The sequence below is a fragment of the Burkholderia sp. 9777_1386 genome (assembly GCF_015712265.1).
Classification (GTDB): Bacteria; Pseudomonadota; Gammaproteobacteria; order Burkholderiales; family Burkholderiaceae; genus Burkholderia; species Burkholderia cenocepacia.
Window position 1 is genome coordinate 25,411 of record NZ_JACCQB010000040.1, and the last position, 13,465, is coordinate 38,875.

Below are 13,465 nucleotides of genomic sequence, written 5' to 3' on the forward strand. Positions count from 1 at the left end.
GCCCGCGATTCGCCGGCAGTCAGGACGACAGCGCGGCGGGTTCCAGCGGGTTGCTTGATTCGGCCTCGTCCAGCTCGACGCACTGCTCGTAGGTCGGCACCTCGCACCGCCAGTGCAGGCTCTCCGAGATGCGCCGGCGCATCGCATCCGCGGCAGCCGGTTCGCCATGCGTGACGAATGTCCGCACAGGCGCGCACTGCATCGTGCCGAGCCACTTCAGAATCTCTTCGTAGTCTCCATGGGCCGACAGCGTTGTGATCATCTCGACCTGAGCACGTACGCGGACGTACTCGCCATGAATCTTCAGCGTCGGCTCGTGCGCCGCCAGTGCCGCGCCGCGCGTGCCGGCGGCCTGGTAGCCGACCAGCGTGATCGTGTTGCGCGCATCGGGCGCATAGCGGGTCAGGTGATGCAGCACGCGCCCGCCCGTCGCCATCCCGCTGCCGGCGATGATGACCATCGGGCCGTGGTGTTCGGCAATCGCCTTCGACTGGTCGACCGAGCGGATCATCGTCGCCGCGTGGCCGAGCGCGTTTGCGTCGGAGGCGGTCAGGCGGTGCTCGAGGATATGGTGACGATAGATCTCGGTCACGTCCGTTGCCATCGGGCTGTCGAGGAACACCGGAACGCGCGCCATGCGGCCGGACGCCTTCAGCCGCGCGATGTAGTGCAGGATTTCCTGCGCGCGGCCGACGGTGAAGCAGGGCATCACGACGACACCGCCGCGCGCGAAGGTCTTGTCGAACATCGCGGCGAGTTCGGCTTCGGGATCCGACGCCGGATGCAGCCGGTCGCCGTATGTCGATTCGACCACCAGATAGTCCGCATGCGCGGGCGGGCGCGGCGGCTGCATGATCGGGTCGTGATACCGGCCGAGGTCGCCCGAGAACGCGAGCACCTTGTGATCCCAGTGCATCACGACACTCGCCGCGCCGAGGATGTGCCCGGCCGGTAGCAGGCGGAACGACAGCCCGCCGCCCAGCGCCGTGCATTCGTCGAAGGCGACCGGCTTCAGCAGGCGCAGCGCGCGCTGCGCGTCGTCCAGCGTGTAGAGCGGTTGTGCCGGACGATGCTTCGAGTAACCGTGCCGGTTCGCGAATTCGGCTTCCTCCTCCTGCAACCGCGCGCTGTCGCGCAGCATGATGTCGCAGAGTTCGGCCGTGGCCGCCGTGCAGTACACCGGCCCGCGATAGCCTTCGCGCACCAGCACCGGCAGGTAGCCGCTGTGATCGATGTGCGCGTGGGTGAGCACGACCGCGTCCAGCGTGTCGGGCGCGAGCGGCAGCGCGCGCCAGTTGCGCAGCCGCAGGTTCTTCGTTCCCTGGAACAGGCCGCAATCGACCAGGACGCGCCGGCTGCCGTGCTCGACCAGGTATTTCGAGCCGGTCACCGTTTCGGTCGCACCGAGAAAAGTCAGTTTCATGGATGGTCTCACCGGGAGTCGACGGAACAGTAAGTCGATTACATTCCGAACGCGCGAGCGGCGGTTGACCGAAATCAGGAATTGCGGAATCCCCGTGCCGCCGGCCGGGCAAGATGCACGGACGGCGTGCGGGTTGACGAGGATCAATTTCCGGCCCCAGACGCGGCAGGATAGTGATCCTGCATGCGCGATGCGTATCGGCATCACGAGTCTATCGGGATGAATCCATCATGACGTTGATCGCCAATTTGGATAGCGCCGGGCAGCTTTACCGGCTGTGTTTCGTCCGCTCGCCGTGGGCGTGGTTCACCTGCTTGCCGCTCGGGGAGCAATGCGGCGAGCGCTGGGCGGACGTGCCGTACCAGAACGCCGCGAAACCGCCGTACAGCGATTCGCGCGCGCAACTGCTTCGGGTCGCGTTCGACGCGCCCAGTCTGTTGCCGCCGGAGGCCGGGCGGCACGGGCATGCGTGGAGTGTCCAGCAGATCAACCACGGCGCGGCGCCATGGCTGCGCAGCGAGGATTTCCTCGATGCGCTGACGCTCACCGTGCCGGCCGGGGCGACGCTCGCCATGTTCGTCGAACGGATCGAGGCGGCCGGGGGGACTGTCTACGGGCCGCTCGGCTGGGCGGAATTGCCGTCGTGGCAGCGGCCCGATGGCGTGCCGCAGACGGGTTGAATGGGGCAAAGCGGGGCGGAACGAGGTTGAATGCCCGTGCGACCCGTGCGTCAGCCCGCGTTTCCCCAGCCGCCGCCGAGCGCGACGTAGAACGCAACCGTGTCCTGCAGGCGCTGCGCGACCGTCTGCAGCCATGCAATGCGTGCCTGATGGTATTGCATGTCGGCGACCAGCAACTGGACGTAGCCGGCGATCCCCGCGTCGTAGCCCGCCTGCGTAAGCCTCAGCGCGTCACGCGCCGCGGCCGTCGCGCGCGCCTGCGCATCGAGCGCCGCCGCGTCGTTGGCAAGCGCGCGCAACGTGTCGGCCACCTGCGAGAACGCTGACAGGACGACCTGCCGATAGGCCGCATCGGCTTCGTCGTACACATCCTGCGCGGCGCGGCGCTGGTTCAGCAGCGTGCCGCCATGAAAGATCGGCGCGGTGAGCCCGGCGCCGACACTCCATGCGCGGCCGGCCCGCGCGAACAGCTTGCCGGCGACGACGCTGTCGAAGCCGCCCGACGCGGACAGCGTGAGGTTCGGATAGAGCGCGGCCGTCGCGACGCCGACCTGCGCGCTGGCCACGTGCAGCTGGGCCTCAGCCTGCAGGATGTCGGGGCGGCGGCGCACCAGCGACGACGGCGCCGTGTCGGGCAGGCTCGCGGGCAGTTCGATCCCGTCGAGCGACAGGTCCGGCGTCCGCCAGTCGACCGGGTAGCGGCCGGTCAGCAGCGCGAGCAGATCGTCGGCCTGCGCGCGTTTCTGGTCGAGCGCGGGCAGCGCCGCCTCGAGCGACGCCCGCTGCGATTCCAGCGTCAGCACCGCGACGTAGGCCGTCGCGCCGGCAGTCACCTGCGCGCGCGTCAGACGAATCTGCTCGTCGAGCAGGCCGATCATTTCGCGCGTCGCCGCGGCTTCGTCGTGATAGGCCGCGCGCGCGACCATCGTATTGACGACGTTCGCGGTCAGCATCAGGTAGGCGCCTGCCAGCGCCTGCCGTTGCGCGTCGACGTCTGCCGCGAGCGCTTCGACCTGGCGTCGTTCGCCGCCCCACAGGTCAAGCGTGTAGCTGACCGTCGCCGACAGCGTGAACAGGTTGAAGATCGACGCCGGCAACGCCTGGCCGGTGCGCAGCGGCGTGGCGCGCTGGCGCGACGCGCCGGCCTGCGCCTCCACCTGCGGAAAGAAGATCCCCTGGCCGGCCCGCAGCGCGTGCTCGCTGCGCCGCAGCGTCGCTTCCGCGAGATCGAGCGTCGGGCTGCCGGTCAGCGCTTCGGCGACGGTCGAGTCGATCGCGCGGCTGCCGAAGCGCGTCCACCAGTCGCGCGTGAGGGCCACGTCCGCTGACAATGCCTGCGTTCGGTCACCGCCGCGCCAGGAGCCCGACGCCGCGCCCGGATCGTCCGGCGGCACGAAGCGCGCGACGCGCGGCGCGGGCGGCGGCACGAAGTTCGGCCCGACCGTGCATCCGGCGAGCAGCACGGCGACGACCAGCGCGCCGGTTACCCAGCGCAGCGCGGGCGCGCAACGGGCCCCGTTATTTGCCTGCGACGTAGACATCGACGATCTGCCCGGGAAACAGCTGCACATTCCTGTTCGGCACGATACGGAAAATGACCGGCAGCACGCGCACGTCGACGCGCTCGGTGCGCTGGTCGGACAGCTCGATCTTCGGCGTGACGTACGGCTGCACGCGCACGAACTGCAGATCGGCCTCGACCGACGTGCCGCGCACGAACATGTGCGCCTTCAACGCATGCAGGTCGGGTAGCTGGTGGATCAGGATTTCGTCGATGTAGCAGCGCACCTGCAGGCGGTCGATCGGCGTGCCGAGCACCACGGCTGGCGTGCTGCCCCGCGTATATGTGTCGTAGAGCCCCTGCGAGGTCAGGTAGGCTCCCACGGCCGCGTTCATCGCGAGGACGGTGCCGTCGGCCGGCGCGCGCAACGTGTAGCGCGCGAGCAGGGCGGCCGCCGCGTCGGCCGCGCGCCGCAGCGCGATGGCCTGCGCTTCCTGGTTGCGTATGTCGTAGCTCCACGCGCCGGCCTTCGTCAGACGATACTGCCGCGTCACGACGTCCAGGTTGGCCGTCGCGACGCGCACCGCGTTCGCGGCCGTGTCGAGCGCGTCGCGGCTGACCGCTTTCGGATCGATGTCGTACGCGTGCCGCTGCTTGTCGTACTGGTCCTGGGCGAGCTTCAGGCTCGCCTGCGCGGCCGCGGTCTGCGCACTCGCCACGTCGAGCACCTCGCGGCGCGGCTGCGCCTTCAGCTCGTCGAGCAGCGCGGCGGCCGCGTCGGCCTGCGCCGCGAGCTGGGCGGCGGTCGCGCGCTGCACCGAGTCGTCGATCGTCAGCAGCGCGTCGCCGGCCTTCACCGGATCGCCGTCGTGCACGAGGATGCGCGTCACCGCACCCGAGACGTCGGGGTAGACGTTCACGTTCGCGCCGGCCGGCTGCTCGCTCTCGACGATGCCGTTCGCATAGACGCCGCGCGCGTATGGATTGGCCGCTGGCTTGAACACCGGCGGCTGCGGCGGCTCCTGGCGGCTGTAAAGCCACGCGGCGGCGAGGCTCGCCAGCAAGCCGAGCACAGCCGCCATGAACACGAGCCGGTGTTTCACAGTGCACCCCCGCGCTCGATGCCGTTCAGCTTGCCGTCCTCCATCCTCAGGACGCGATCCGCGTACTCGAAGATCCGCGCGTCGTGCGTGACGATCACGATGCAGCGCGTGTCGTTGAGCACCTCGTGCTTGACGAAGTCGATGATCATGCGGCCCGTGTCGCCGTCGAGCGATGCGGTCGGTTCGTCGAGGATCAGCAGGTCGGGCCGACTGACGATGGCGCGCGCGATCGCGACGCGCTGCTGTTCGCCGCCGGACAGCTTCACGGGCGGCAGTTGTGCACGGTTCGCGAGTCCGACGACGTCCAGATACGCGTGCGCTTCCTTGATCGCGTCATCCCACGGCCGGCGCCTCAGGATCAGCGGGATCGCGACATTCTCCGCGGTCGTGAGCCGCGGGAACAGGTGGTAGTCCTGGAACACGAAGCCGATCCGGTTCAGCCGGAAATCGGCGATCGCGTCGTTCGGCAGCGCCCACAGGTCGACGCCGTCGATTGATACCGAACCGCCGTCCGGCCGAAGGATGCCGGAGATCACACTGAGCAGCGTGGTCTTGCCGCTGCCGGACGGCCCCACGATCAGCAGCATCTCGCCGAAGTTCGCCTGCATCGACACGTCGCGCAAGGCCTGCGTGCGCGCGTCGCCTTCGCCGAACCATTTGCTGACGCCCCGCGCGTCGATCGCGATGCCGCCCATCGTCAGCCCCGGAAGATGTCGAACGGCTCGATGCGCAGCACGCGCCGCACGCCAAGATAGCTCGAGATCGTCGCGATCACGACCACCATCCCGAACGCGAGCGACAGGTTGCCGTACGTAATGAGCGCCGCATAGTCTGGAATCCGAAGTTTTGCGAGACTGATCATCAGTACGCACAGCCCGACGCCGATGCCGTAGCCGGTCAGCGCGGTAAACGTCGCCTGGAACAGGATCATCGCGACCAGCTCGCGGCTCTTCGCGCCGATCGCCTTCAGCGCACCGAACTTGTCGAGGTTCTCGAGGATGAACGCATAGAACGTCTGCCCCGAAATCGACAGGCCGATGATGAAGCTGATGATCGTCATCAGCAGGATGTTGGTGCCGAGCCCTGTCTCGTACTTGTAGAAGCGCGAGATCTGCGCGATGAATTCGTCGCGCGTGTACGCGCGATAGCCGAGCGATCGCACGACGGCCTTGATGTGGGCGACGTCGGCATCCGACTTCGGCTCGACGAGGATGTACGAGGTCGTGAAGCGCGGTGACGGGATGTAGCGGATCGCGCGCGCGTAGGTGGTGTAAAGCGTCGGCGTGCCGAACAGTCCGCTCGCGGCGACCTTCGCGATGCCGACGATCACGCCGCGATGATCGTTCAACTCGAAATCGGTGCCCACGGATGGATTCTCGAGTTTCGTAAATTCGGGATCCTCAATCGCGATGAAGCCGTTTTCCGCGTAGATGTCCTCGATGCGGCCTTGCAGCATCGTCGGGCGGCCGAGCAGGCTGGCGTCGTCGAGGCCGACGACCGTCACGGCCTGGTAGGTGCCGGAACGCAGCCTGACGAGCGCGCCGCCGGAATAGAGCGGCACCGCATACTTGACGCCGTCGATGCTGCGCACGGCGTCGAGCACGTAGTCGGGCATGCCGATGCTGTTCGCGATTGTCTTCACGGCCGGGTCCATCACCCAGACCTTCGCGCCGATATTGATGACCGACGCCGACGACTTGTTCAGGATGCCGGCGAACAGCGATGTCATCTCGATCATCAGCAACACCGAGAACGTGATGCCGACGGTCAGCGCGGTGAATTTCGCGCTGTCGTTGACGAGCAGCTTGAATGCGAGACGGAGAATGCCGTTCATGATGGAGAATCCAGCGCGTCCGGCCCGTGCCGCTATCGTCCGGACGATGCCGGATCTAGCTGCGCGACGAACGCGACGATGCCCGACACCAGTGCGATGATCGCGTACGGGACGACCCGCTCGTCGATCAGCATCGCGTGCACGACGCCCAGCAGCGAGGCGAGCGCGATGAACACGCAGAACGTTGCAAGCGCGCTTCGGTATGGCAGCCCCATCATGACGTTCTCCCGGGAAGCGGGCGTCGCGGACGGCGTTGCCGCCCACGCAGCCGCCGCTGGTTGCGCAAGACATGGCGTCATGATCGCGTGCCGCGCCCCGGCACGATTGATCTGTATCAACGGACGAATTCCGGCGTCGCTGTCGCGACGCGCCGATCAAGTAGTCTGACCAATCGTCTTGCGGAATCGCGTCAGCGACAGCAGGAACAGCACGCATCCGATCGCGAACAGCGCGGCAAACTGGGCCCACACCGCATCGAGCCCGGCACCTCGATACAGGATGCGTTGCGCGAGCTCGACGAAATGGGTGGTGGGCGTGGCCAGCATGATGTCCCGCACGGCCGCCGGCATGCTTTCGCGCGGCGTCAATCCGCCTGACAGCAGTTGCAGCGGCAGCAGCACGAGCACGAGCAACATGCCGAACTGCGGCATGCTGCGCACGAGCGTCGCGAGAAAGATCCCCATCGACGTCGTCGCGAACAGGTGCAACGCCATGCCGGCCACGAACAGCGGCACGGACCCTGGAATCGGCACGTGCAACGCGCCGCCCACGACGAACGTCAGCGACGCGACGGCCGCCGTCGCGACGACGAGCCCCATCGACCAGACCTTCGCGAGCATGATTTCCGCCGCGGTCACCGGCATGACGAGCAGATGCTCGATCGTGCCGTGCTCGCGCTCGCGAATCAGCGCGGCACCGGTGAGGATCATCGACAGCATCGTCACGTTGTTGATCAGCTCCATCAGCGCACCGAACCAGACTTCGTCGAGATTCGGGTTGAAGCGCATCCGCATCGCGAGATCGACGGGCGGCAAGGCGGTGCCGCGATGGCGCCGCACGAAGGCGTCGATCTCGCCCGCCACGATCTGCTGGACGTAGCCGCCGCCGGTGAACGCCTGCGTCATGCGGGTCGCATCGACGTTGAGCTGGACCGTCGCGTGGCGGCCGGCGAGCACGTCGCGCTGGAAGTCGGGCGGAATGTCGAGCGAGAACGTGTAATCGCCGTCGTCCAGCCCGCGATCGGCCGTGCCGGCGTCGACGATCGGCGGCGGCGCGAACTGCGGCGGGAAGAGCGCCGCTGCGATGCGCGCCGACAGCGGCGACGCATCCTCGTCGACGATCGCGATCGGCACCTTGTGCAGCGTTTCCGGGCGGGCGGTGGCGGCGACGTAGATCGACGCGCTGAACGTATAGACGATCAGCGCGAGCAGGATCGGGTCGCGAGCGAGGCTCCACAGTTCCTTGACCCCGAGCCGGAAAATGACGAGCAGGCGTGACATGGTCAGCGCTCCTGCTTGCGCAGCAGCACGCCGGTCATGACCAGGATGACCGGCACGGCCGCGAGCATCGGCCAGAACTGCGGTGACAGGTCGGCCAGCCCGAGCGCCTTGTTGTAGACGCCGCGGCTGATTGCGAGCATGTAGGTGGCCGGATAGACGGTGCCGACCCACTTGCCGCTGCCCTCGAGCGACGATAGCGGCGTGAGCAGGCCCGAGAACTGCACGACGGGAATCAGCGTGCCGACGATCGTCATGAAGATGGCGGCGATCTGGCTTCGGGTGAACGTCGATGCGAACAGCCCAATGCCGGTGGCCACAACGTTGAATATCAGAACCGCGGCCGCCAGCGTCGCGAAACTGCCCTTGATCCGCACGCCGAACATGACATCGGCCAGTACGACCATCAGCAGGAAGTTCAACATCGCCAGCATGACGTACGGCACCTGCTTGCCGAGCAGGAATTCGGCGCGCGTGACGGGTGTGACGTACAGGTTGATGATCGACCCGAGCTCGCGTTCCCGCACGACGGCGAGTGCCGTCAGCATCGCGGGCAGCATCAGCAGCAGCATCGGCATGATCGCCGGAATCATCGCCGGCAGGCTCTTGACGTCGGGGTTGTAGCGATAGCGGATCGCGATGTCCACGGCCGGGACGAGCGACACGCCGAGCCGGCGCTTTGCCTGGTCGCGCAGCCAGTTTTCGTGCATGCCGGCAACGTAGCCGCGGATCGTCTCCGCGCGCATCGGCATCGCGCCGTCGACCCATGCGCCGATCTCCACGCGGCGGCCGCGCGCGACGTCGCGCGCGAAACCGGGCGGGATCTCGAGCGCGAGCGACAACTGGCCGTTGCGCATGCGGCGCTCGATGTCGCAGTCGTCCGCGAGCGGCGCGCGCGGCACGAAATAGCGGGAACCGGCCAGATTCTGCGCATAGTCCTGGCTCAGGATCGACTGATCGCGGTCGAGCACCGCGAACGTCAGGTTGTCGACGTCGAGACTGATCCCGATGCTGATCACGCACATCAGCACGAGCGAGCCGAACAGCGCCAGCGTCGCTCGCAACGGGTCGCGTCGCAGTTCCAGCACTTCGCGCCACAGATAGCTGCCGGCGCGCGGCGGGCTGAACCATGCGGCCGCATGGCCGGCGCTGGCGGCAGCGGGGGGCGCGGCGAGCCAGCCGGCGTCGGACGGCGCATCGGCCGTCGCGCCGTCCGCGCCATCCGTTTTCTGCGCGTCGCTCAGGTAGCCGATGAACGCGTCCTCGAGCGTGTCCGCGCCGCGCAGGCGCACGAGTTCCTCGGGCGCGGCGCTCGCGAGCACGCGGCCCGCATGCATCAGCGAGATGCGATCGCACCGCGCGGCCTCGTTCATGAAGTGCGTCGAAATGAAGATGGTGACGCGATCGTTGCGCGCGAGTTCGATCATCAGCCGCCAGAAATCGTCGCGCGCGACCGGGTCCACGCCCGAGGTCGGCTCGTCCAGGATCAGCAACTCGGGCTTGTGCACCATCGCCACCGCGAGGGACAGCCGCTGCCGCATGCCGAGCGGCAGGCGCTCGGGCAGCGCGTCGACTGCGTCCGTGAGCCCGAAGCGCTCGACCATTTCAGTCACGCGTGCGGGCACATCCGGTTCCGGTACGCCGAACAGGCGCGCGTGCAGCACGAGGTTCTGACGGACGGTCAGTTCGCCGTAGAGCGAAAACCCCTGCGACATGTAGCCGACGCGCCTGCGCGTGTCGATGTCGCTCGCGGCGATCGGCCGGCCGAACAGCGTCGCCGTGCCATCCGACGCGGGCAGCAGGCCGGTGAGCATCTTCATGGTCGTCGACTTGCCGCAGCCGTTGGAGCCGAGAAAGCCGAAGATTTCGCCGCGGCGGATCTGCAGGCTCACGTGGTCGACCGCGATGAAATCGCCGAACCGCATGGTCAGCGCATCGGCCTCGATCGCGTAGCCGGCAGCCCGATCGGGCTGGAACGGCGCGATCACGACCGGCTGGTGACCGCGCCGGCGGGCCTCCGGCAGCAACGCGATGAACGCGGCTTCCAGCGTGTCGCAACCGGTGCGCTCGAGCAGCTCGCCGGGGCTGCCGGTTGCCAGCACGCGGCCCGTGTCCATCGCGATCAGCCGGTCGAATCGCCGGGCCTCGTCCATGTATGCGGTGGCGACCAGCACGCTCATCGCCGGGCGGGCGTCGCGAATGCGTCCGATCAGTTCCCAGAACTGCGCGCGCGACAGCGGATCGACGCCGGTCGTCGGTTCGTCCAGGATCAGCAGGTCGGGATCGTGGATCAGCGCGCAGCACAGGCCGAGCTTCTGCTTCATGCCGCCGGACAACTTCCCGGCCGGGCGATCCAGAAACGGCTGCAGGCCGGTGCTGTACGTCAGCGCATCAATCCGGCGGCGGCGCTCCGCGGCATCGTGACCGAACAGTCTCGCGAAGAACTGCAGGTTTTCCTCGACCGACAGCGTCGCGTACAGGTTCCGGCCGAGGCCTTGTGGCATGTAGGCGATACGCCGGCATACGCGTGCGCGATGGCCGCGCGACGACAGATCGCCGCCGAGCGCCCATACACGGCCCTGCTGGATCGCACGCGCGCCAGACACGAGCGCGAGCAGGCTCGACTTGCCGACGCCGTCCGGTCCGATCAGCCCGATCATGCGGCCGGCCGGAATGTCGAGCGTCACGTCGGTGAGCGCGTTCGTATCGCCGTAGCGCAACGAGACGCCCGACAGCCGGGCGACCACGCCTGATTCAACCGATGCCGGCGGACCTTCGCTCGCGCCGGCACCGGTATCGCGCGGCAACGTCGCGTTCATTGCGGCACCTTGATCGCGAGGCGCGAGGGCCACGCTGCGTTCGGATCGGTCTTCAGCCACGCGACACCCGGCAGGCCGGTCTTGACGAGCTTCAGATGGCGCTGCAACAGATCGCGGTCGATCCGTGCCTTGACCCGAAACATCAGTTTCTGCCGTTCGGTGGCCGTCTCGACCGTCTTCGGCGTGAATTGTGCCGTGCTCGACACGTACGATACGCGTGCCGGAATCACGTATTCCGGCGCCGCATCGAGGACGATCCGCACGTCGGCGCCGAGCGGGACTCTTCCTACGACCGTTTCGGGCAGGAAGAACGTCATGTAGACGTCGGACAGGTCGACGACATTGAGCACCTTGCCGCCTGCCGGCAGGACTTCGCCTGATTCGGCGATGCGGTACTGGACCCGCCCGTCGCGCGGCGATGTCAGCTCGCTGTCCGAGATATCGGCCTGTACGCGCGCGACGGTCGCTTGCGCGGCCGTCACCGCCGAGCGCGCGGCGACGAGCTGGGCCCGCGTGGCGTCGATCCCGGCCTGGGCGGCTTCCACTTGAGCGCGCGCGGCGTTCACGGTCGCCCGCAGACTGCCGGCGCGCGCGCGATCGTCGTCGAGTTCCTGCAGCGACGACGCACCGTCCCGCGACAGCGTTTCGGAACGCGCCAGCCGGCGCGTGGCCGCGTCGAGTTCGCTTTCGCGCTGCACGACGAGCGCAGCCGCCGCAGCCTTGTCGCTGCGACGCTGGGCCACCTGCGCGTCGATGCTCGCCGCGGTGTTCACTGCCTGTTGTTCCCGGGCCTGCGCCTCGTCGAGCTGCGCCCGCAGGACGACGACGTCCATGCGGGCGAGCGGTTGACCTGCGCTCACGAAATCGCCTTCGTCGACGAGCATGGCGGTGACGCGCCCCGGCAACTTGGTCGCGACGTCGATCTCGATCGCCTCGATGCGGCCATTGCCGCTGACGAGCCCGGCGTCCGTCCGCGCGTCGCGCCAGCGGGTCCAGCCGTAGTAAATCAGGCCAATCGCGAGCACGGCCGCACCGGCACCGATCAGAATAGGGCGCTTGATGGTCTTCATGGTATGGAACCCGAATCGATGGAAAGGTGGTTCGATGCCGCGGCGGCGCTGTAGGTATCGGGCGTCCCGCCGCCGAGCGCGCCGTACAGCGCGACGCGGCTCGATAACAGCGCGCGACGCGTCATCACCCATTGCTGCTCGGCGTTCATCAGGTCCCGTTGCGCATCGAGAACTTCCAGGAAGCGGGTTGCGCCGCTGTCGTAGCGCAGTTTCGCCAGACGTGCGCGCTCGGCCTGGGACGCGAGCGTCGCCCGTTCGATCGCGACCTGGTCGGCGAGCCAGTAGCGCGCGGCGAGTGCATCGGACACGTCGCGAAACGCGCGCTGCATGGTCTTCTCGTACTGGGCGAGCGCCTCGTCGCGCTGCGCGTGCGCGAGCGCGAGATTCGACCGGTTGCGGCCGCCGTCGACGAGCGGCAGCGTGACGTTCGGAATCACCGACCACACGCCCGTTCCGGACGACAGCAGGTCGTGCAGTGCGGTGCTCCCCGAACCGATCGCGCTCGTCAATGCGATACGCGGGAAAAACGCCGCACGCGCTGCGCCGATGTTCGCGCGCGTGGCCTGCAGTTCGTGCTCGGCCGCGATCACGTCCGGACGCCGCGCGAGCAGCGACGACGGCAGGCCCGGCGCGAGCGACGGGGTCACAGCGCCGTCGTCGAGGGTCAGCGGCGCGTCGGCCAGCGCCGGCGTCGCACCGACGAGCAATGCCAGCGCATTGGCCGCCGATGCCCGCGCCTGCTGCAACTGGACGCCGAGCGACTCGGCCTGCTGCAGCAGGATCTCCGATTGCGTCAGGTCCAGCCGCGAGATCGCGCCGGCCGCGTGACGCAGCTGGAAAATCCGCAGCGATTCGTGCCGCGAGTCGATCGTTGCGCGCGTCAGCGCGATCCGTTCATCGAGCTCGCACAGGGTCAGATAGGCGTCCGCCACGCTGGTAATCACGCTCAGCGTCACCGCTTGCCGCGCTGCATCGCTCGCGAGATAGCGCTGCAGCGCCGACGCTTTCAGGTTGCGCACGCGGCCCCAGAAATCGATCTCCCATTGCGTTTCAGCCAGCTGGACCTCGTATACCTGGCCGATGACCGGCGCTGGCGTCAGGAAGCCGCCCGGCGTGCGAAACCGCACATAGGCCGCGCCGGCGCCGATCGTCGGCCATTGATCCGCGCTGCGGATACCGTAGACGGCGCGTGCCTGTTCGACACGTGCAACGGCTGCACGCAGATCCCGATTGTTGGCGAGTGCCTGCCCGATCAACGCGCGCAGACGGACGTCGACAAAGTAGTCGTACCAGGCAGGCGGCGCCTGCGCAATGGAGACGCTGCGGGCGGAAGGATCGGGGAACGCGGCGGCGATCGGCGTGGCGGGAAGTTCGTCGGGGGGCGCGAGCGACAGGCATCCCGACAGCAGGCCCGCGCCGGCCGCCAGCGCAACGAGACGAATGCACCGCGCGATGGCAGGCAAAAACAGCGGAGGAACCGCGACGGCGCGCATGGGATGCCTCATCGGATACGAGAACGCTGGATGGCGCCGCCTGCAT

11 protein-coding genes are annotated in these 13,465 nt (G+C 68.0%); 1 reads left to right on the forward strand and 10 read right to left on the reverse strand.

What is annotated here, in order from left to right; all coding sequences use genetic code 11:
• Nucleotides 1–19 precede the first annotated feature (19 nt).
• Nucleotides 20–1,423 carry an MBL fold metallo-hydrolase RNA specificity domain-containing protein gene (locus H0X91_RS25215; protein WP_109341839.1) on the reverse strand — a complete coding sequence of 468 codons (1,404 nt, stop codon included), beginning with the start codon at nucleotides 1,421–1,423 and terminating at the stop codon, nucleotides 20–22.
• 230 nt (nucleotides 1,424–1,653) lie between these two features.
• Between H0X91_RS25215 and H0X91_RS25220 the strand changes: the two genes are divergently transcribed.
• Nucleotides 1,654–2,103 carry a hypothetical protein gene (locus H0X91_RS25220; protein ID WP_196433437.1) on the forward strand — a complete coding sequence of 150 codons (450 nt, stop codon included), beginning with the start codon at nucleotides 1,654–1,656 and terminating at the stop codon, nucleotides 2,101–2,103.
• Between the two features lie 50 nt (nucleotides 2,104–2,153).
• Here the strand turns inward: H0X91_RS25220 and H0X91_RS25225 are convergent, their stop codons facing one another.
• The 9 genes from H0X91_RS25225 to H0X91_RS25265 all read right to left on the reverse strand — a co-directional run bounded on the left by H0X91_RS25225 (nucleotide 2,154) and on the right by H0X91_RS25265 (nucleotide 13,419).
• Entirely contained in the window at nucleotides 2,154–3,644 is a 1,491-nt protein-coding gene (locus H0X91_RS25225) for an efflux transporter outer membrane subunit (RefSeq protein ID WP_109341841.1), read from the reverse strand.
• Nucleotides 3,622–4,707, reverse strand: coding sequence for an HlyD family secretion protein (locus tag H0X91_RS25230; RefSeq protein ID WP_196433438.1), 1,086 nt, complete (start codon nucleotides 4,705–4,707; stop codon nucleotides 3,622–3,624). Before H0X91_RS25230 ends, H0X91_RS25225 begins: the two co-directional genes overlap by 23 nt.
• Entirely contained in the window at nucleotides 4,704–5,408 is a 705-nt protein-coding gene (locus tag H0X91_RS25235) for an ABC transporter ATP-binding protein (RefSeq protein ID WP_171984070.1), read from the reverse strand. The genes H0X91_RS25230 and H0X91_RS25235 overlap by 4 nt, the downstream gene beginning before the upstream one ends.
• On the reverse strand, nucleotides 5,405–6,541 hold the full coding sequence (locus H0X91_RS25240) for an ABC transporter permease (RefSeq protein ID WP_196433439.1): 1,137 nt from the start codon (nucleotides 6,539–6,541) through the stop codon (nucleotides 5,405–5,407). The genes H0X91_RS25235 and H0X91_RS25240 overlap by 4 nt, the downstream gene beginning before the upstream one ends.
• Nucleotides 6,542–6,573: 32 nt before the next feature.
• Nucleotides 6,574–6,759, reverse strand: coding sequence for a DUF2964 family protein (locus tag H0X91_RS25245; RefSeq protein ID WP_034202928.1), 186 nt, complete (start codon nucleotides 6,757–6,759; stop codon nucleotides 6,574–6,576).
• A gap of 156 nt (nucleotides 6,760–6,915) precedes the next feature.
• Nucleotides 6,916–8,040, reverse strand: a complete 1,125-nt coding sequence (locus H0X91_RS25250) for an ABC transporter permease (RefSeq protein WP_077020710.1) — start codon at nucleotides 8,038–8,040, stop codon at nucleotides 6,916–6,918.
• A gap of 2 nt (nucleotides 8,041–8,042) precedes the next feature.
• Nucleotides 8,043–10,856: a ribosome-associated ATPase/putative transporter RbbA gene (rbbA, locus tag H0X91_RS25255; protein ID WP_230878015.1), complete on the reverse strand. Its 2,814-nt coding sequence runs from the start codon at nucleotides 10,854–10,856 to the stop codon at nucleotides 8,043–8,045.
• Nucleotides 10,853–11,926, reverse strand: coding sequence for an HlyD family secretion protein (locus H0X91_RS25260; protein ID WP_196433452.1), 1,074 nt, complete (start codon nucleotides 11,924–11,926; stop codon nucleotides 10,853–10,855). The genes rbbA and H0X91_RS25260 overlap by 4 nt, the downstream gene beginning before the upstream one ends.
• Nucleotides 11,923–13,419, reverse strand: coding sequence for an efflux transporter outer membrane subunit (locus H0X91_RS25265; RefSeq protein WP_006488330.1), 1,497 nt, complete (start codon nucleotides 13,417–13,419; stop codon nucleotides 11,923–11,925). Before H0X91_RS25265 ends, H0X91_RS25260 begins: the two co-directional genes overlap by 4 nt.
• Nucleotides 13,420–13,465 lie beyond the last annotated feature (46 nt).